Origin of the sequence: Gelidibacter gilvus, assembly GCF_004115975.1 — a bacterium.
In the GTDB taxonomy this organism is placed as follows: Bacteria; Bacteroidota; Bacteroidia; order Flavobacteriales; family Flavobacteriaceae; genus Gelidibacter; species Gelidibacter gilvus.
In genome coordinates, this window is record NZ_SDDZ01000001.1 from 234,220 (window position 1) to 253,122 (window position 18,903).

Below are 18,903 nucleotides of genomic sequence, written 5' to 3' on the forward strand. Positions count from 1 at the left end.
TGAAAAAACCTATCATCAGAACTAAATAAAAAACAATTTCTTATGACCCCTATTCAACATCAATCGGAAACATATAAAATTGAATTGGCATAAACTAACGCGCTCTAAATGGAGCGCGTTTTTTAATAACCTTAGTTTGTAATAATCCTCAACTTATTAAGACTAAACCTCAGTAATTAATAGCGAATCTAAAATTGAAAAAACCCAATGAGTGATGCGATAAAACATGAGTGCGGAATTGCACTCATCAGACTTTTAAAACCCTTAGAATTTTATAAAGAAAAATACGGGAGTGCATTTTATGGTGTCAATAAAATGTATCTGATGATGGAAAAACAGCACAATCGCGGTCAAGATGGCGCAGGTTTTGCCAGCATCAAGCTCGATACTGCACCAGGAGAACGCTATATCAGTCGGGTGCGCTCCATTGCACAACAACCTATTCAGGACATTTTTGCCCAAATCAATGAGCGTATCAACAGAGAATTTACCGAGCATCCAGAATACACAGACGATGTGGCCTTACAAAAAAAGAACATTCCTTATATAGGTGAAGTGCTTTTAGGACATGTACGATACGGAACTTTCGGAAAAAACAGTGTTGAGAATGTCCATCCATTCCTAAGACAGAACAATTGGATGCACAGAAACCTGATTGTTGCAGGAAACTTTAACATGACCAATGTTAATGAGTTGTTTGAAGGCTTGGTCAAAATAGGGCAGCATCCAAAAGAAAAGGCAGATACCGTTACCATAATGGAAAAAATAGGTCATTTTTTAGATGATGCCGTCGCAAAAAAATATAAGCAATTGAAGCGTGAAGGTTTCAATAAAAACGAATGTTCGCCCTTGATTGCTGACCGACTCAACGTTGCAAAAATACTGAAACGCTCTGCTAAAGATTGGGACGGTGGCTATGCAATAGCTGGACTTCTAGGCCATGGTGATTCTTTTGTACTCCGTGATCCTTCAGGAATACGACCAGCATACTACTATCAGGATGATGAAATTGTAGTCGTTGCTTCTGAACGTCCAGTTATACAAACCGTATTCAACGTTAATTTTGAGGATGTCAAAGAATTAACTCCAGGTCATGCCATCATCACAAAAAAATCTGGAGAAACGACCATTAAAAAAATCCTGGCGCCATTGGAGCGCAAGGCTTGCTCTTTTGAACGCATTTATTTCTCACGAGGTAGCGATGCCGAAATTTATCAAGAACGAAAGAAATTGGGCAAATTGCTCATGCCAAAAGTTTTGGAAGCAATCAATTTCGACACTAAAAACACGGTCTTTTCCTATATTCCTAATACCGCTGAAACTTCGTTTTTTGGAATGATTGAAACCGTGGAAGATCATCTCAACAAGAAGAAGACTGAAGCAATTCTTGATGGAAATGGTGAGCTTTCTGCAGAAAGAGTCACACAAATATTATCAGAACGTCCTCGAATCGAAAAAATAGCCATTAAGGATGTCAAGCTCAGAACATTTATCACTGAAGACAGCACTAGGGATGATTTAGTAGCGCATGTCTATGATGTTACCTATGGCGTGATAAAACCTACGGACAATTTGGTTATCATTGATGATAGTATTGTAAGGGGCACTACTTTAAAGATGAGTATCATTAAAATGATGGACAGACTCCATCCTAAGAAAATAGTTGTGGTATCCTCGGCACCTCAGATTCGTTATCCGGATTGTTATGGTATTGACATGGCTAAACTGGAAGACTTAATTGCCTTTAGAGCCATGCTTGAACTTCTAAAAGAAAATAATAAATACCATCTTGTTGAAGAGGTCTATAAAAAATGTATAGAACAAGTTCAGCTGGAAGACAAAGATGTTAGAAATTTTGTAAAGGAACTCTACAACCAATTTAGTGCGGAACAAATTTCTGATAAAATTGCAGAGCTTATTTGTGACTCGAGCGTGAAATCAGAAGTCAAGGCTATTTTTCAAACCATTGAAAACCTACATCTCGCTTGTCCTAAAAATCTAGGTGATTGGTATTTTACTGGAAATTACCCTACAGCTGGTGGAAATCGTGTTGTCAATAGGGCTTTTATTAATTTTTATGAAGGAAATAACAGACGTGCTTATTAAATTGATAAGCATACATTAACCTGTTTCACCTAACAAAAGGACTCTTAATCGGATAATTTGGTAGTTCATCTAAATTTTATATCAAGTTGTTGAAATTCAATATACTTTAGTATCACCATAACATAAGTAGGTTAAGTTCATGGTAGATTTGGGGCAAAAAAAGGTAAACTTCTGTTTACCTTTTTTTATGCCCTTTTTTCTGTTCCATATAATATTGATTTTTAAGCCTATAGAATCTCCCACTAAAACATTCACTTATAACCTTCTCATTCTACAATTATTTGACAAATAACATCATTCAGCCTAATTTATTCGTAGTTTATCTATTAAATTGAACTATTACATTTTAGTCCACCTATATTTGCTCCACCATAACATAAGTAGGTTAAGTTTATGGTAGATTTGGGGCAAAAAAGGTGGACACTCGTCCACCTTTTTTCATATATACCTGCGAAGGAAGGTATCTCTTTTTTAAGACCTAAATTTGATTCCCCTGATTTCTAGCTATCGGAAACATCTCAAAATTAAAATTTCGCCCTTGTACATCTGCAAAACACAAATGACACGAAAATGGAACGCCATTGTAAAATTCGTCCAAAATCTCACTCTCACATAAAAAAAAGCGAACCTTTTCAGATTCGCTTGTAGTGCTCTAATACTAATTTTAAAAAACCTACAAGATTTTAAAAAACCTTGCAGGTTAGTGTATATAACCTTACTGGATAATCGAAATGTTATTTCGCTTCCGCGTAACGTCTTTCAACCTCATTCCAATTGATCACATTAAAAAATGCATTGATATAATCAGGTCTTCTGTTTTGATATTTCAAGTAGTATGCATGCTCCCAAACATCCAATCCTAAAATTGGTGTTCCACCGCAACCAACTCCTGGCATTAACGGATTATCTTGGTTTGGTGTTGAGCAAACTTCTACTTTTCCGCCTTTGTGTACACACAACCAAGCCCATCCTGAACCAAACTGAGTTGCAGCTGCTTTACTGAACTCATCTTTAAAAGCATCTACTGAATCGTATGCTGCTTCAATAGCGTCCTTTAGCTCTCCGGACAAACTTCCTTTCCCTTCCGGATTCATTATTTCCCAAAATAGGGAATGGTTGTAAAAACCGCCACCATTATTTCTAATAGCTTTTTTGTCCATATCTAGGTTGATCAAGATATTTTCAATAGTTTTTCCTGCCAAATCACTGCCTTCAATAGCAGCATTTAAATTATTGGTATACCCCTGATGGTGTTTTGAGTAATGGATTTCCATTGTTTTTGCATCAATATGAGGCTCTAAAGCATCATAAGCATATTTTAATTTCGGTAATTCGAAAGCCATAATGTATTTGATTTTAAGTGTTAATATTTATTCAACCCAAATTTACACATAAAACCGTGCATTAAAAAATATTAAACGCTTCGTGTTTAAGTGTTAAGAAAAGTTTAACGTTGGCACATTAGTCAGTTTGAAATGGTCTAGATCGTTGAAAACCTCAAATTTCCTCATAGAAATCAGAGATAGTTTTTATCTTGTATAAAAAATCTAAATAATGGAAGTCAAACATCCTTTTCTAATTTATAATGCGTCAGCAGGTAGTGGGAAAACCTTCACATTGGTAAAAGTGTATTTAAAAATACTGTTCACTTCCAGTCATCAAAACGCATTTAAAAATATTTTGGCTTTAACGTTTACCAATAAAGCGGTTGCTGAAATGAAAGAACGGGTGGTAGAAATGCTTATCGCATTTTCAGATCCTCATATTTTAGAAAATCCAATACCAATGTTCGGGATATTATCTGAAGAACTCAATCTTGACCCCAAAACACTTCATGATAAATCAAAAGTAATCCTAAATACCATTGCTCATAATTACGCGGCATTTGATATTTCGACAATTGACAAGTTCAACCACCGACTGATAAGAACATTTGCCCACGACTTAAAACTGCCTCTTAATTTTGAGGTAGAATTGGATACAAAAACGATCCTTTCAAAAGCTGTCGATCAACTGATTGATAAAGCTGGGACTGAAAAAGAACTCACAAAAATACTCGTTGATTTTGCCATCGAAAAAGCCGATGATGATAAAAGTTGGGATGTTTCTTTCGATTTTAATCAAATTGCTCAATTGCTCATCAATGAAAATGATATTCCGTATTTTGAATCTTTAAAGGAAAAATCTATTGATGATTTTAAAGGACTTAAAACACAGCTTCTAAATCAAATTACCCTATTAGAAACAGATATTAGCCAAAAAGGACAAGCGACTTTAGATCTCATTGAGCAAAACGACTTACTGTTTAATGATTTTTCAGGCGGCTATTTACCGAAACACTTTTTAAAATTGGCTGAGGGCAACTTTGATGTCAATCTCAATCAGTTAAAATGGCAAACGGATTTATTGGAAGGAAACCCACTTTACCCAAAACGTGTGGATGCCTATAAAATGGGCACCATCGATGCGCTTCAACCAGCTATTTCTTCGTTTTTTGAACAGAGCAAGCAACATATTATTCATTTTAAGTTTCTGAAAAATGTTCTCAAGAATATTACGCCTTTATCTGTTTTAAATGCGATTTACAAAAGTCTTCAAGACATAAAGGCTGACGAAGATTTGGTGCTCATCTCAGAATTCAATTCCCTTATCAGCACTGAAATAAAGTCGCAGCCTGCGCCATTTATATACGAGCGTATTGGTGAAAAATATAGGCATTATTTTATTGATGAGTTTCAGGATACTTCCGAAAAACAATGGGAAAACCTCATTCCATTAATCGATAATGCCATCTCAAGTCAAAATTTAAAAGGAGAAACAGGTTCTGCAATGTTGGTGGGCGATGCCAAACAGGCTATTTATAGATGGCGAGGGGGGAAAGCCGAGCAATTTATAGATTTATATACCAAACGAGCGCAACCTTTTCATATCCAACAGCATATTGAAAATTTACCGACAAATTATAGAAGTTTAGAAACCATTATAAATTTCAACAATAATTTTTTCAAACATATTTCCACTTTTGCTTTTTCCGACCTATCACATCGTGAAATCTATGAAGCCAGTAACCAACATCTTCATTTGAAAGGTGAAGGTTTTATTGAGCTTTCGTTTTTGGAATTTGAAACGGAGGATAAAGACGAGACTTACGGTCAAAAAGTATTGGAAGCCATCCAAAAAGCTCAAGAAAACAACTTTGAGTTAAGGGATATTTGCATTATTGCACGAAAATCAAAAGAAGGGATCGCACTTGCTGAATATTTGAGTGTGGAAGGTGTTCCTATTATTTCATCAGAATCTTTACTGCTTAAAAATTCGCCAGAAGTACAATTTCTGACCAGTATCATTGCATTGGCATCTCAGCCATATAACGAGATGTTGAAAATTGAGACCTTGAGTTATTTGGCTGAACATCACATCCAATTGGAAGATATCCACAAGTTTTTTCAAAGTCTGGTTCATTTAGATGCTTTTGAGATGTTCAAGGCACTGAGTCAATACGATCTGTTTTTCGATTTTAATCAATTTTTACAGCTCCCCTTTTATGAAGCTGTAGAAAGTGTGGTCAGGCAATTCAATTTAAATAAAACTTCCAACGCCTATATTCAGTTTTTTTTAGATGAAGTTTTGGATTATTCGCAGAAATACAATGCCGGTTTTTCTAATTTTACCTCTCATTGGGATATCAGAAAGGAAAAACTCTCCATCACCTCTCCACAAGGCAACAACGCGGTGCAAATTATGACCATCCATAAATCTAAGGGTTTGGAATTTCCCGTCGTAATTTTCCCTTATGCCAATCAGGATATTTATTTTGATATGTCACCTAAACTATGGTTCCCGGTCAACCCGGAGGCGTTTAATGGTTTTTCACATGTATTCATCAATGTCAACAAAGATTTGGAAGATCTTGGAGAATTAGGACAAACCATGTATGCCGATTATAAGGCACAATTGGAATTGGACAGCATGAATTTATTGTACGTTGTCCTCACTCGGGCGGTGGAACAGCTCTATATTGTCTCAGAATACGTTGCCGATAAAAGCAATAAAGACAAGATAACTCTGTATTCAGAATTATTTATCAGTTACCTTAAATCGGAAGGATTGTGGAATGACTCAGAAAAGACCTATACATTTGGGCAGCCAAATCGGGTTCTTACGGCGAAAAAAGTAGAGAAATCTACGGTCCAGGAGCGCTTCATTTCTGTAGCAAAAGAAAACCATGATCTGCGTATTGTCACCAATGCTGGTTATTTATGGGATACAGAGCAAGAAGCCGCTATTGAAAAAGGAAATTTAGTGCATTTGCTCATGTCCAAGATTAATACAGTAAACGATATTGATTTTGTTTTTGACGAATTTGAGAGCAAAGGCGATCTCAATCCCCACCAAAGCTCAGAACTAAAACCAATTATCCAGCACATCGTCCATCATGAACAATTAAAAGCTTTCTTCTTACCGGAACATACAGTTTATAATGAAAGAGATATTCTCACTTCGGGAGGCCTTATTTTAAGACCTGATCGCATTGTGGTCAACACCAATCTTGAGGCCGTTATTATGGATTACAAAACAGGTGCTGAGCGGCCCACACATCAAAATCAACTTATGGAATATCAAGTTATTCTAGAAGAAATGGGGTTTAAAGTCGTGAAAAAAATACTTGTTTACATAAATGAGGACATTCAAGTAAAAGAATTTTAACTTTGCAATAAATTCAAATTATTATGTACGGCAAAATACAACAACACTTACAAAAAGAACTTGAAAATATTAAGGAAGCTGGGCTTTATAAAGAAGAACGTATTATCACTTCTCCACAAGGCGCAGAAATAACCTTGGATACGGGTCAAACTGTTCTAAATTTTTGTGCCAATAATTATTTAGGTCTATCCTCGCATCCAGATGTGGTTCAAGCAGCCAAAGACACTTTGGACAGCCATGGATTTGGTATGTCTTCAGTGCGGTTTATTTGTGGCACTCAAGACATCCATAAAACATTGGAGCAAAAAATTGCTGAATATTATGGTACAGAAGACACCATCTTATATGCTGCGGCCTTTGATGCCAATGGTGGCGTATTTGAACCATTGTTGGACGCTGAAGATGCGATTATATCTGACTCCTTGAATCATGCGTCCATTATTGATGGTGTTCGATTATGTAAGGCGGCACGTTACCGTTATCAAAACAACGACATGGAAGATCTCGAAAAACAACTTATTGCGGCTAACGAGAATGGTGCACGTTTTAAGATTATTGTAACTGACGGTGTCTTTTCTATGGATGGATTGGTAGCTCCTTTGGATAAGATTTGTGATTTAGCTGATAAATATGATGCCATGGTCATGATTGACGAATGTCATGCCACTGGGTTTATTGGCGAAACAGGACGTGGTACCTTAGAAGAAAAAGGTGTTATGGACAGAATAGACATTATCACCGGAACTTTAGGAAAAGCTATGGGCGGTGCCATGGGCGGTTATACTACAGGTAAAAAAGAAATCATAGAGATGCTTCGTCAACGCTCAAGACCTTATCTATTTTCAAATTCGCTTGCCCCAGCAATTGTTGGCGCTTCTATAAAAGTATTTGAAATGCTTGCCAATGACACGACTTTAAAAGATCAATTGACAAAAAACACCAAATATTTTAAAGACGCTATGTTAAATGCAGGATTTGATATTATAAACGGTGATTCGGCAATAGTTCCAGTAATGCTTTACGACGCGAAATTATCTCAAACCATGGCAGAAATGCTTCTTAAGGAAGGCATCTATGTCATAGGGTTCTTTTTTCCAGTTGTACCTAAGGATAAAGCCAGAATTAGGGTGCAATTATCGGCGGCCCACACCAAAGAGCATTTGGATAAAGCCATTGCTGCTTTCATTAAAGTTGGAAAATCCCTTGAAATTATCTAAAAACACTCAAATAGTCACTATTTTGACGATATGAGTCAATATTTTGGACATTTATCTTTGTTAATAAAGTTTAACCTCTTACTTTTGCTCATAATTAACACTTAAAAATTAAATTTTTAGAATATGAAAAATCTTAGCAGATTATTTTTCGCTATGTTGCTTCTATTTAGCTTTAGCAACGCCAACGCACAAGACGAAAACAACCCTTGGGCAATTGGGGTTGGCGTAAACGCAGTTGACTTTTACCCAACGGGTGAAGACGGACAGGGAGGAATCTTTGATGAGTACTTCAATTTTGGAGACCATTACAACGTCTTGCCTTCATTATCTTCAATTTCTGTTTCTAGATATTTATCAGACGGTTTCTCGTTAACTGTAGCTGGTACTATCAATGAAATCAGTAAAATTGGTGATGCACCAGCTGATGATTTATCTTACTATGCTTTAGATGGTACAGTTAAATATAGCTTTGGTCACCTATTCAACTCAAAAGTTTTTGAGCCATACCTAGGAGTAGGTGGTGGTTACACTTGGGTTGATGACATTGGAGCGGGTACTGTTAATGGAACCCTCGGTTTCAACGTATGGTTTTCTGACAATATTGGTATTACAGTTCAATCTGCTTACAAACATGCGTTCGAAGACTACTTAGCTACACATTTCCAACACACTGTTGGTTTAGCGCTTAAATTTGGTGGAAAAGACACTGATGGAGATGGTATCTACGACAAAGATGATGCTTGTCCAGACGTTCCTGGTTTACCAGAATTCAACGGTTGTCCTGACACTGATGGCGATGGTATCGAAGACTCAAAAGATGATTGTCCTAATGAGCCAGGTTTAGCTGAATTTAACGGTTGTCCTGATACTGATGGTGATGGTGTTCCAGATCATTTAGATGATTGTCCTACTGTTCCTGGATTGAAAGCATTGAAAGGTTGTCCAGATGCTGATGGTGACGGTGTTGCTGATCATATTGATGAGTGTCCTAATGTAGCTGGTCCTGCCGCTAACAAAGGATGTCCTTGGCCAGATAGAGACGGAGACGGTGTATTAGACAAAGATGACAAATGTCCAGACGTTCCTGGTACTGTTGCAAACTTTGGTTGTCCAGAAGTTAAGCCAAGTGCTGAAAAGATGAAACAATTGAATGACTATGCTAGAACTATCCTATTTGATACTGGTAAAGCAACATTCAAGAAAGAATCTCACCAAACTTTAGAGGCTATGAACGCTATCTTCAAAGAATTCCCAGAAGCTACTTTTGCTCTTGAAGGATATACTGACAGTGTAGGATCAGAAAGATCTAACCAATTATTGTCAGAAAGAAGAGCTAATGCAGTAAAAGACTGGTTAATTGCTAACGGCATTGACAAAGATCGTTTAACTGCAAAAGGTTTTGGTGAAGACAATCCAATTGATTCTAACAAAACTGCTGCTGGTAGAACTAACAACAGACGTGTAGAAGTAAAACTTACAAACTAAGTTTTAAAAACTATAAATATTTCAAAAAAACGCTCCGATATTCGGGGCGTTTTTTATTTTTATACAATGAGGAGTTTTTTAAAAGAAGTTATAGACGATATACAAGAGAAGGGGTTGGATATTTCACAACTCACTTTTGTATTGCCAAGTAAAAGAGCTGGTACCTTTTTAAAGGATATCCTATCTCATGCTATTGATAAAACCATCTTTGCACCCGAAATTTTATCCATTGAGGAATTTGTGGAAAGTCTTTCTGACCTCAGTTATGCCAGCAATACAGAACTTCTTTTTGAATTTTACCACGTATACAAAAAGCTCACTCCAGAGCTGCAACAAGAAAGCTTTGATCAGTTTTCCAAATGGGGCCAACTCCTGCTTCAGGATTTTAACGAAATTGACCGGTACCTCATAGATCCAGAGCATATTTTTGATTATTTAACTTCCATTAAGGAAATTAATCATTGGTCTTTATCAGAGCAGCAAACGCCTTATATCAAAAATTATCTAGCATTCTGGAACCGACTTAAAATCTACTATGGCAAGCTAAAGGAAGAACTGATCCTAAATAAAAAAGGATATCAAGGATTGGTCTACAGGGAAGCAGTAAATGGCATTGAATCCTACATGGCTTCCAATCCTGAGAAAAAACATATTTTCATTGGCTTCAATGCCCTTAACAAAGCCGAAGAACGCATTATCCAGGAATTATTGCAACAACAACTGGCATATATCTATTGGGATATTGACGAAACATTTGTTGACAACCCGATACACGATGCCGGTTTATTCATCAGACAACATCTCAAGAATTGGCCATATTTCAAAAAAAGTGAAATATCCTGGATAGGTAATAATTATCGCTCAGATAAAAACATTCATACTATTGCCGTTCCGAAAAATATTGGTCAAGTAAAATATATTGGCGAATTACTGGACACCTTAACCAAGGATGATCTAAAAAAAACCGCAGTTGTTTTAGGTGACGAAACTTTGCTAATGCCTTTACTCAACTCCATTCCAGAAAAAGTAGAAGCCATTAATATCACTATGGGTCTTCCACTCAAATCGGTACCGTTAGCGTCATTATTCGATTTGGTATTCAAGATTCAGAAAAATCACAATAACACGCTTTATTATAAAGACGTCGTTGCTGTTTTATCACACTCGTTTATACAGTCTGTATTAACTCATGAGGACATTAATTACAGCAATCACATCATAAATTATATTCAGAGTAACAATATTGTGACGATATCAGTGGAGAAGCTGTTAGCGCTTTCAGAAGAAAAACAAGAGGTTGTAAGACTTCTATTCCAATCCTGGAGCAATAGTTCTGAAAAAGCATTTAACAACTGCTCACGTCTCATCCTAATGCTAAAAGCAGAACTCGATTTAGAAAAATCAAAAAACCTTTTAGCACTCGAATATCTTTATAGATTTAATCAAATATTTAATGAGCTCCAACGCTATAACACAAAATATAGCCTCATCAGCAATAGTACGACACTCTATTATCTTTACAAGGAACTTTTGAGTAGTGAAACGTTAGATTTTAAAGGCGAACCTTTACAAGGGCTTCAAATTATGGGTATGTTAGAGTCTCGAGTATTGGACTTTGAAACGGTTATCATATCCTCTGTTAATGAAGGCATTCTTCCGGCAGGAAAAAGCACCAATTCTTTTATTCCTTTTGACGTGAAGCTTGAAAACGGCCTTCCCACCTATAAAGAAAAAGACGCGGTCTACACCTATCACTTTTATAGACTTTTACAACGGGCAAAAAATGTATACATCATCTACAATACAGAACCTGATGTTTTAAATGGTGGTGAAAAGAGCCGATTTATAACACAGCTCCAAATTGAAAACATCCACAATTTAAAACATAGTATTGTCGTTCCAAAAGTGGAAGTTGCGCAAAAGCAGTTTAAAGTCATTAAAAAAACAGAGGGTGTTATGACACGCTTGCAACAGATAGCCAGCTTCGGGTTTTCACCATCATCGTTAACAAATTACATCAGAAATCCTTTAGATTTCTACTATCAGAAGGTTTTAAAAATTCAGAGTTTTGAAGATGTTGAAGAAACTGTAGCGGCCAATACCTTAGGAAGTGTCATTCATCAGACATTAGAAGATTTTTATATGCCTCATAAAGGGCAAATGTTGACTGAGGCACACTTGAAGCAAATGAAAACTTTAATTAATGTCAGCGTAACGCATCACTTCAAATCATTTTTTAAGGAAGGCGATATGACCAAAGGAAAAAATCTTATTATTCTTGAAGTCGCCAAACGTTATATCTCAAATTTCATCAATAAAGAAATCGAAACTCTAAAAGCGGGGCATCAAATTAAGATCATAGATTTAGAAAAGGAACTTGACATTCCCGTCAACATCCCAGAATTGAATTTTGAAGTCCGTTTGAAGGGCAGTGTGGACAGGATTGACGAATTTGATGGAACACTCAGGATTATAGATTATAAAACAGGAAAAGTCAACCCTGGGCAAGTAGAGATTGTGGACTGGGAAGATATTACCTTAGATTATAATAAATACAGCAAAAGCTTTCAGGTTTTGGCCTATGCCTATATGCTCAATGAAACCGAGCGTATTTCTCAACCAATTGAAGCAGGTGTAATTTCCTTTAAGAATCTTCAGGGCGAATACTTTTTAAAGTTCGGACAAAAGCCATCCTCAAGAAGTAGAGATAAAGACCAAAGTATTACCTCAGAAACCTTGGGTTATTTTTATGAAGAACTTAAAAAACTGATCTTAGAAATTTGCAATCCTGAAATCGATTTCATTGAAAAAGACGTCAATTAATAGAAACTTTAGAAATTAAGGAGTTTTCAAAAAAGGATGGAAACAAAAAAGCAACGCTTTCGCATTGCTTTTTCTGTGGAGAAGGACGGGCTCGAACCGACGACCTCTTGACTGCCAGCCAAGCGCTCTAGCCAACTGAGCTACATCCCCAAATTATTTTTACGCCACTTCCTACCTGCGGAAGATTTAAAATATAACTAGGCTTCTTTGACTAAGCCGCAAACTTAAAATATTTTTTTCTTTTCTAACTACTTTTTTGATACTATATTTTTATCGCACTGTAATTTCGATTTATTCCTTTGAAAAACACCAGAACATTTCAATAAAACTTCTTTATTTTTGATGACTCCAGCGGATTTAAAACACCTTTTATATCTTATTTAAACACTAAATTTACCAAAAAAATGATTAGGAAAGCTACTTCGTCAGATATTGAATCTATTTTATTTTTGACTAAAGCCTGTGCCAAGTCCATGATAAGCAAAGGAATTTACCAGTGGAATGAGCATTACCCAAATGCCGCAGCATTTGAAAAAGATATTGCTAGAGATGAGCTATATGTAATGATAAGTGACCATGCAATTGTTGGAACTATCGTGATTTCATCTTTTATGGACGATGAATACCAGGCTATAGCATGGCTGACTCCAAATGACAAAAATCTTTATATCCACCGATTAGCGGTGCATCCCGACTATCAGGGACGTGGTTTTGCACAAAAACTGATGCATTTTGCCGAAAACTTCGGGAGAGACAATGGCTACAGCTCAATAAGATTGGATACTTTTTCTCAAAATCCTAGAAACCAAACATTCTACGAACGTCGTGATTACAAGCGGTTAGGTTCCATTTATTTCCCTAAGCAAAGTGATCATCCATTTTATTGTTATGAGCATCTGTTGTAAATTTAACGCAAGAGCAAAAAACATCAGATTGATCAAAATATTAAGACAACTCGTTTTGCCTACAGAACAAAACGTTTAACTTTGACCTTATCAATTTCAAAAAAAATATATGGAAATCCTTGAGTTTTTAAGTGGTAACGGCTTGTTTTTAATATTAGCCATCGTATTGGTGGTCATTTATGTTTACAACCGAAGAAAAAACAAGTAAAATTATCTGGTCTTCAACCATCCCGTGATGCTCAATCTTTCGGTTTTGACAGGTTTTACTTCGTGTTCGATTAGCTGACTTTCAAAAACAACAACACGACCAGGAAAAGGATAGATGACCTTTTCTGTTTCTTTACCATTATCATCTAAATACAATACCAATTCACCTCCATTCTCTGGCACCCAACCCGATTCATTCAAATAACACACAAAAGAAAGCTTGCGTCTATCATCATTCTGAAAGGTATCAAGATGGCGTTTATAAAAAGTGCCTTGGGGATATAAGGCATAGTGAAATTCTTTGTGAAGAATACCTAAGAAACAAGTCCTGTTGAGATAGTTGACAAGATTATTAATTTTATTAAAAAACAATCCTTCGGCGGTATTGGCATGGGATTCATCAATCCATAAAATAACATCACCTCTAATAGATTTGACAACGGTCGCATTCAATTTGTTCCCAATGGCCGCCTTTTTAAAAGCATCCTCGGCGTGCTTATCAATTAAAGACTGTCTGAGCACATGCACCTCTTCTGCACTAAAAAAATCTTCAACAAGTGCATACTTTTGGGCAACAATATCTTCAATAATCCTTTCGTATAAAGGATTCTCTACAAAAGCAATGTCTTGAAAGATAGGATTCATCAAATACAGGAATTAAATGGGTGAAGTTCAAATGAATATAGGCGATAATCAGTCAAATGTAATCTAAAAAGAGATTCCTTTTTGCAATTTGAATATCTTTGCAGTAAATTAATGCTATATGAGCAGAATTCGAATTACAAAGCAATTTTCTTTTGAAACCGGCCACGCCCTTTATGGCTATGATGGCAAATGCAAAAATGTGCACGGACACAGTTATAAATTGTCAGTTACCGTTATTGGTAAGCCAATTAATGATGCTTCAAATGCTAAGTTTGGGATGGTCATTGACTTTTCAGATTTGAAGACCATCGTAAAAGATGAAATTGTTGATGTCTTTGACCATGCTACCGTGTTCAATAAAAATACACCACATGTTGAGCTGGCAAAAGAGTTAAAAGATAGAGGACACAGCGTGCTTTTGGTCGACTATCAACCTACCAGTGAAATGATGGTGATTGATTTTGCTGAAAAAATCAAAAAACATTTACCAGAGACAATTCAACTTCATTCCTTAAAACTTCAGGAAACTGACACGAGTTTTGCGGAATGGTACGCGAGTGATAATTAGTGTTCAGTCTACAGTGGGCAGTAGGCAGGAAATTTGTGCTTCTGAGAATATGATTTATGCACTTGCATTTGTGAAATAGATAGTGAATTATTTTATCACAACTTTTTACGAAGAAATCCGTGAAAATCTGTGATCCCGATAGCAATCGGGACATATCAAATTTTTTTTTTGAAAGGTATCAACCCGATCCGTTTTTAAATCATGATATTAACTGCGTTTAACCTAAAGGGTTCCTGCTTTCCTGACTGAAGACCGGCAGGCGCAGGTATTTAAATAGTTGTTTAATGAATATTCCAAAAGGAAAAAAAATATACTTTGCTTCTGACAACCATTTAGGAGCTCCTACAAAAGAAGAATCGTATCCAAGGGAAAAAAAGTTTGTGGCTTGGCTAGATGAAATCAAACATGATGCTGCCGTCATTTTTTTGCTTGGAGATCTGTTCGATTTTTGGTTTGAATACAAAACCGTCGTTCCAAAAGGATTTACAAGAACTTTAGGGAAACTTGCTGAAATAAGCGACTCTGGGATTCCTATCTACTATTTTGTGGGGAATCATGATTTATGGATGCATGGGTATTTTGAGGAAGAATTGAATATTGACGTCTTTCATAAACCAAAGGAATTTGTATTTAACGACAAAACATTCTTTATTGGGCATGGCGATGGTTTGGGACCTCACGACAAGGGCTACAAACGCATGAAAAAAGTGTTTACCAATCCGTTTTTTAAGTGGTGCTTTAGATGGTTACATCCGGATTTAGGGGTTAAGCTTGCCCAATATATGTCCGTGAAAAACAAATTAATTTCTGGTGATGATGATGCCAAATTTTTAGGTGAGGACAAAGAGTGGTTGGTTCAGTATTCCAAAAGAAAATTAGAGGAGAAACATCGCGATTATTTTGTTTTTGGACACAGACATCTTCCAATGGAGGTTAAATTAAATGACCACTCGGCCTACATTAATCTCGGAGATTGGATCCAATATTACACCTATGGCGTTTTTGATGGTGAAAAAATGGAGCTAAAGACCTATTAAGCTTCGTTTTCGTGCGCTTCTAAATCTTTACTTAAATCCAATTTTCTAAACGAAGGAGAGACAATTCCTGTAGTCACTACAGTCAATAAGGTCATTGTACCTCCAAAAACAACAGCGGTCACTGTTCCCATTAGCTTTGCAGTCAATCCGCTCTCAAAAGCACCAAGTTCATTGGAAGATCCCACAAACATGGAATTTACAGAGGCCACGCGTCCGCGCATGTGGTCAGGTGTTTTTAATTGCAAAATGGTTTGCCTGATGACCATCGAAACGCCGTCAGTAACCCCGCTAAAGAATAAGGCGGCAACAGATATCCAAAATATGGATGACAATCCAAATACAATGATACTTACCCCAAAACCAAAAATAGCCACCAATAGTTTCATCCCCGCATTTTTACTGATAGGAATATAGGCTGTAATCAGCATGGTTAAAAACGCACCCACTGCAGGGGCTGCTCTTAACACCCCAAAGCCTTCAGATCCCACTTTTAGAATATCCTGTGCAAATATGGGCAAGAGAGCCACGGCGCCTCCAAAAAGCACGGCAACCATGTCTAAAGTCAAAGCTCCTAATATCGCTTTGGTTTTGAATACAAATTTGATACCTTCTTTAAGGCTGTCCATAATTGGCTCGCCAATTTTAGGATTCAAAATTGGTTTTTTAGAAATACGAAGTAAATTGATGAGTGCCATTAATGCAAACCCCATGATCAAGCACATCGACCAATGGACACCAATCCAACTAATGCTAAAACCTGCCAGTGCGGGTCCAAGAACTGAAGCCATTTGCCAGGTTGAACTGCTCCATGTGGCTGCATTAGGGTATAGTTTTTTGGGCACAATTAAAGCAATCAATGAAAATACAGTCGGTCCAATAAAAGCCCTTACCAATCCGCCACAAAAAACCAAGAAGTAAATACTATACAAAATTTCATTAGTAGACCAGGTGCTTACGACTTTTGGCCATGTCAATAAAAACAATCCAAAACTGATGACTGAAAATCCCAGGATGCATTTTATAAGGAGGCCTCTTTTTTCTTTTTGATCAACGATGTGTCCGGCAAAAAGCGCAATTCCTACAGCTGGAATAATTTCCATCAGACCAATTAAACCAAGCGACCATGGATCTTTAGTTATGGAATATACTTCCCATTCAATAATAATAAACTGCATAGACCATGCAAAAACCAGCGCAAAGCGTACCATTAAAAAAATATTGAATTCTTTAATCCGAAGTGCGGCGTAGGGGTCTTTTTTGATTGGTTTTTGTTCCATAGACTTCAGGCCTTTTAGAACAGTGATATGTTTGACTAAAAAGCGCTTAAATTTTACTACAAATGTAAAACAACGGGCGATGTTATTTTAGTTTTTTGTTTTCTAAAATAGTGGTGATTCTAATTATAACTTGCTGAAATCAGACCTACAAGGTTTAGAAAACCTTACAGGTGGAACGAAAAATAGTATTGGCTGATTAGGCTTTAATATCCCTTAATTTCAATTGCAGGCTAACCTGACCTTGCCAATGGTTTTCATCGATGGAATACACCGCTTTAAAAGGTTTTTTATCCGTGATCAAATCATATTTATCCCCTAAGTTAAAACCAATGCCCACTATATTTGCCGAATTCCCTTGTCTGGCCGTAATTCTTAAATGTTTATCCTCGCCTCCAACACGTTTTCCATAACCTGTATCCTGTAAGTTTTCGGTCATGAAAACTGGTGCCATGTTCCCCGGTCCAAAAGGAGCAAATTGTTTTAGAATACGGTAAAATTTAGGCGTAATATCTTTGAAATCTATTTGAGTATCCACTCGGATTTCAGGAATCAATAAAGCTCTATCTATCGTTTTTGAAACCTCATCTTCAAAAGCTTGTTTAAAGGCTTCATAATTTTCTTCTTTGAGCGTCAAACCTGCGGCGTACTTATGTCCACCAAATTGTTCAATATGCACACTGCACGCTTCCAGAGCATTATATACGTCAAATCCAGATACAGATCGGGCTGAGGCCGCCAATCTATCCCCGCTTTTTGTAAAAACCAAAGTGGGTCTGTAATACGTTTCAATTAAGCGCGATGCCACTATGCCAATAACACCTTTATGCCAAGAGTCTTGAAAAACGACTGAAGTGAAACGCTCCTGTTCTTCATATTCCACAATCTGCAGTAAAGCTTCTTGGGTAATTTGCTGATCGGCTTCTTTTCTATCGGTGTTGAACTGCTCAATTTGCAGGGCATACGCTTGGGCAAGTTCTTCATCTTCCTCCGTCAACAAAGCTACGGCGTGGTTCCCATGTTTCATACGTCCTGCAGCATTGATCCGTGGTGCTATTATGAAAACCACATCGGTAATGGTGAATTCGGTTTTTTTTGTTTGTGCGATAATCGCTTTAATGCCTGCGCGAGGCTGCCCATTGATCACTTGTAAGCCGAAATAAGCAAGAGTTCTATTTTCACCAGTAATTGGTACAATATCGGCTCCAATAGCTGTAGCCACTAAATCGAGATATTCAGTTAAATCCTCAATGGACTTCCCGTCTCTGGACGCTAAAGCCTGGACCAATTTAAAACCAACCCCACACCCACATAATTCGTCATAAGGATACGTACAATCTTCACGTTTTGGATCTAAAATGGCCACAGCATCTGGAAGTTCAAAACCAGGTCTATGATGGTCACAAATAATAAAATCAATCCCTTTTTCTTTAGCGTAAGCAACTTTATCAATGGCTTTTATACCACAATCGAGGGCAATGATCAATGAAAAATCATTGTCATGGGCAAAATCTATTCCTTTTATTGAAACGCCATAACCTTCATCATAACGATCAGGAATATAAGTTGCAACACTATGTATTCTGGTTTTTAAATAAGAAGACATTAAAGCTACTGCCGTTGTTCCGTCCACATCATAATCCCCAAACACCAATATGTTTTCAGATGCAGCGATTGCCTTTTCAATACGCTCCACCGCTTTGTCCATATCCTTCATTAAAAAAGGATCATGTAATTCATCAAGACTTGGCCTAAAAAATTGTTTGGCTTCTTCAAAAGTCTCAATACCACGCTGAAGCAATAAAGAAGCAATAGTCGGCTCCACCTGTAGGGCTTCGGACAACTGCTTAATTTTGGAAAGCTCTGGTTTTGGTTTTAAGGTCCAACGCATTTTTTCGTTTCTGGTTTCAGGTTTAAAATGTTTCAAGT

Annotated in this window: 12 protein-coding genes and 1 tRNA gene; 8 read left to right on the top strand and 5 right to left on the bottom strand. The window is 36.9% G+C overall.

What is annotated here, in order from left to right; translation table 11 throughout:
• Positions 1–207 precede the first annotated feature (207 nt).
• Positions 208–2,106: an amidophosphoribosyltransferase gene (locus tag ESZ48_RS01040; protein ID WP_129015452.1), complete on the top strand. Its 1,899-nt coding sequence runs from the start codon at positions 208–210 to the stop codon at positions 2,104–2,106.
• A 734-nt stretch (positions 2,107–2,840) separates the two neighbouring features.
• Here ESZ48_RS01040 and ESZ48_RS01045 read toward each other — a convergent pair.
• Positions 2,841–3,449, bottom strand: a complete 609-nt coding sequence (locus tag ESZ48_RS01045; protein WP_129015453.1) for a superoxide dismutase — start codon at positions 3,447–3,449, stop codon at positions 2,841–2,843.
• Between the two features lie 211 nt (positions 3,450–3,660).
• Between ESZ48_RS01045 and ESZ48_RS01050 the strand changes: the two genes are divergently transcribed.
• The 4 genes from ESZ48_RS01050 (at position 3,661) to ESZ48_RS01065 (ending at position 12,338) form a co-directional block, all read left to right on the top strand.
• Positions 3,661–6,813 (top strand): UvrD-helicase domain-containing protein, encoded by a 3,153-nt coding sequence (locus ESZ48_RS01050; protein ID WP_129015454.1) that lies wholly within the window; start codon positions 3,661–3,663, stop codon positions 6,811–6,813.
• Between the two features lie 23 nt (positions 6,814–6,836).
• Positions 6,837–8,030, top strand: coding sequence for a glycine C-acetyltransferase (gene kbl, locus ESZ48_RS01055; protein WP_129015455.1), 1,194 nt, complete (start codon positions 6,837–6,839; stop codon positions 8,028–8,030).
• A 123-nt stretch (positions 8,031–8,153) separates the two neighbouring features.
• Positions 8,154–9,515, top strand: a complete 1,362-nt coding sequence (locus tag ESZ48_RS01060) for an OmpA family protein (protein ID WP_129015456.1) — start codon at positions 8,154–8,156, stop codon at positions 9,513–9,515.
• 66 nt (positions 9,516–9,581) lie between these two features.
• Positions 9,582–12,338, top strand: coding sequence for a PD-(D/E)XK nuclease family protein (locus ESZ48_RS01065; protein WP_129015457.1), 2,757 nt, complete (start codon positions 9,582–9,584; stop codon positions 12,336–12,338).
• Between the two features lie 76 nt (positions 12,339–12,414).
• Here the strand turns inward: ESZ48_RS01065 and ESZ48_RS01070 are convergent.
• Positions 12,415–12,488: transfer RNA gene (locus ESZ48_RS01070), tRNA-Ala, on the bottom strand.
• Positions 12,489–12,742: 254 nt separating this feature from the next.
• Between ESZ48_RS01070 and ESZ48_RS01075 the strand changes: the two genes are divergently transcribed.
• Entirely contained in the window at positions 12,743–13,243 is a 501-nt protein-coding gene (locus ESZ48_RS01075) for a GNAT family N-acetyltransferase (RefSeq protein WP_129015458.1), read from the top strand.
• A gap of 210 nt (positions 13,244–13,453) precedes the next feature.
• Here ESZ48_RS01075 and ESZ48_RS01080 read toward each other — a convergent pair whose 3' ends face one another.
• Positions 13,454–14,095: a 2OG-Fe(II) oxygenase gene (locus ESZ48_RS01080; protein WP_129015459.1), complete on the bottom strand. Its 642-nt coding sequence runs from the start codon at positions 14,093–14,095 to the stop codon at positions 13,454–13,456.
• Positions 14,096–14,213: 118 nt separating this feature from the next.
• On the opposite strand from ESZ48_RS01080, the gene ESZ48_RS01085 reads away from it, so the two are divergent.
• On the top strand, positions 14,214–14,663 hold the full coding sequence (locus ESZ48_RS01085) for a 6-pyruvoyl trahydropterin synthase family protein (protein WP_129015460.1): 450 nt from the start codon (positions 14,214–14,216) through the stop codon (positions 14,661–14,663).
• 284 nt (positions 14,664–14,947) lie between these two features.
• Complete coding sequence (locus ESZ48_RS01090) at positions 14,948–15,700, top strand: UDP-2,3-diacylglucosamine diphosphatase (RefSeq protein WP_129015461.1); 753 nt, start codon at positions 14,948–14,950, stop codon at positions 15,698–15,700.
• On the opposite strand, the gene ESZ48_RS01095 is transcribed toward ESZ48_RS01090, so the two are convergent.
• The gene (locus tag ESZ48_RS01095; protein WP_129015462.1) at positions 15,697–16,977 is read right to left on the bottom strand and encodes an MFS transporter; all 1,281 of its coding nucleotides are present in this window, start codon (positions 16,975–16,977) and stop codon (positions 15,697–15,699) included. The genes ESZ48_RS01090 and ESZ48_RS01095 overlap by 4 nt on opposite strands.
• Before the next feature lie 196 nt (positions 16,978–17,173).
• Complete coding sequence (recJ, locus tag ESZ48_RS01100) at positions 17,174–18,865, bottom strand: single-stranded-DNA-specific exonuclease RecJ (protein ID WP_129016035.1); 1,692 nt, start codon at positions 18,863–18,865, stop codon at positions 17,174–17,176.
• Positions 18,866–18,903: the final 38 nt, after the last annotated feature.

Excerpts from the sequence above, each read along its gene's own strand:
- ESZ48_RS01090 (WP_129015461.1), top strand. The coding sequence starts at position 14,948 with ATGAATATTCCAAAAGGAAAAAAAATATACTTTGCTTCTGACAACCAT.
- ESZ48_RS01075 (WP_129015458.1), top strand. The coding sequence starts at position 12,743 with ATGATTAGGAAAGCTACTTCGTCAGATATTGAATCTATTTTATTTTTG.
- ESZ48_RS01050 (WP_129015454.1), top strand. The coding sequence starts at position 3,661 with ATGGAAGTCAAACATCCTTTTCTAATTTATAATGCGTCAGCAGGTAGT.
- ESZ48_RS01085 (WP_129015460.1), top strand. The coding sequence starts at position 14,214 with ATGAGCAGAATTCGAATTACAAAGCAATTTTCTTTTGAAACCGGCCAC.
- kbl (WP_129015455.1), top strand. The coding sequence starts at position 6,837 with ATGTACGGCAAAATACAACAACACTTACAAAAAGAACTTGAAAATATT.
- ESZ48_RS01080 (WP_129015459.1), bottom strand. The coding sequence starts at position 14,095 with ATGAATCCTATCTTTCAAGACATTGCTTTTGTAGAGAATCCTTTATAC.
- ESZ48_RS01095 (WP_129015462.1), bottom strand. The coding sequence starts at position 16,977 with ATGGAACAAAAACCAATCAAAAAAGACCCCTACGCCGCACTTCGGATT.
- ESZ48_RS01045 (WP_129015453.1), bottom strand. The coding sequence starts at position 3,449 with ATGGCTTTCGAATTACCGAAATTAAAATATGCTTATGATGCTTTAGAG.
- ESZ48_RS01040 (WP_129015452.1), top strand. The coding sequence starts at position 208 with ATGAGTGATGCGATAAAACATGAGTGCGGAATTGCACTCATCAGACTT.
- ESZ48_RS01060 (WP_129015456.1), top strand. The coding sequence starts at position 8,154 with ATGAAAAATCTTAGCAGATTATTTTTCGCTATGTTGCTTCTATTTAGC.
- ESZ48_RS01065 (WP_129015457.1), top strand. The coding sequence starts at position 9,582 with ATGAGGAGTTTTTTAAAAGAAGTTATAGACGATATACAAGAGAAGGGG.
- recJ (WP_129016035.1), bottom strand. The coding sequence starts at position 18,865 with ATGCGTTGGACCTTAAAACCAAAACCAGAGCTTTCCAAAATTAAGCAG.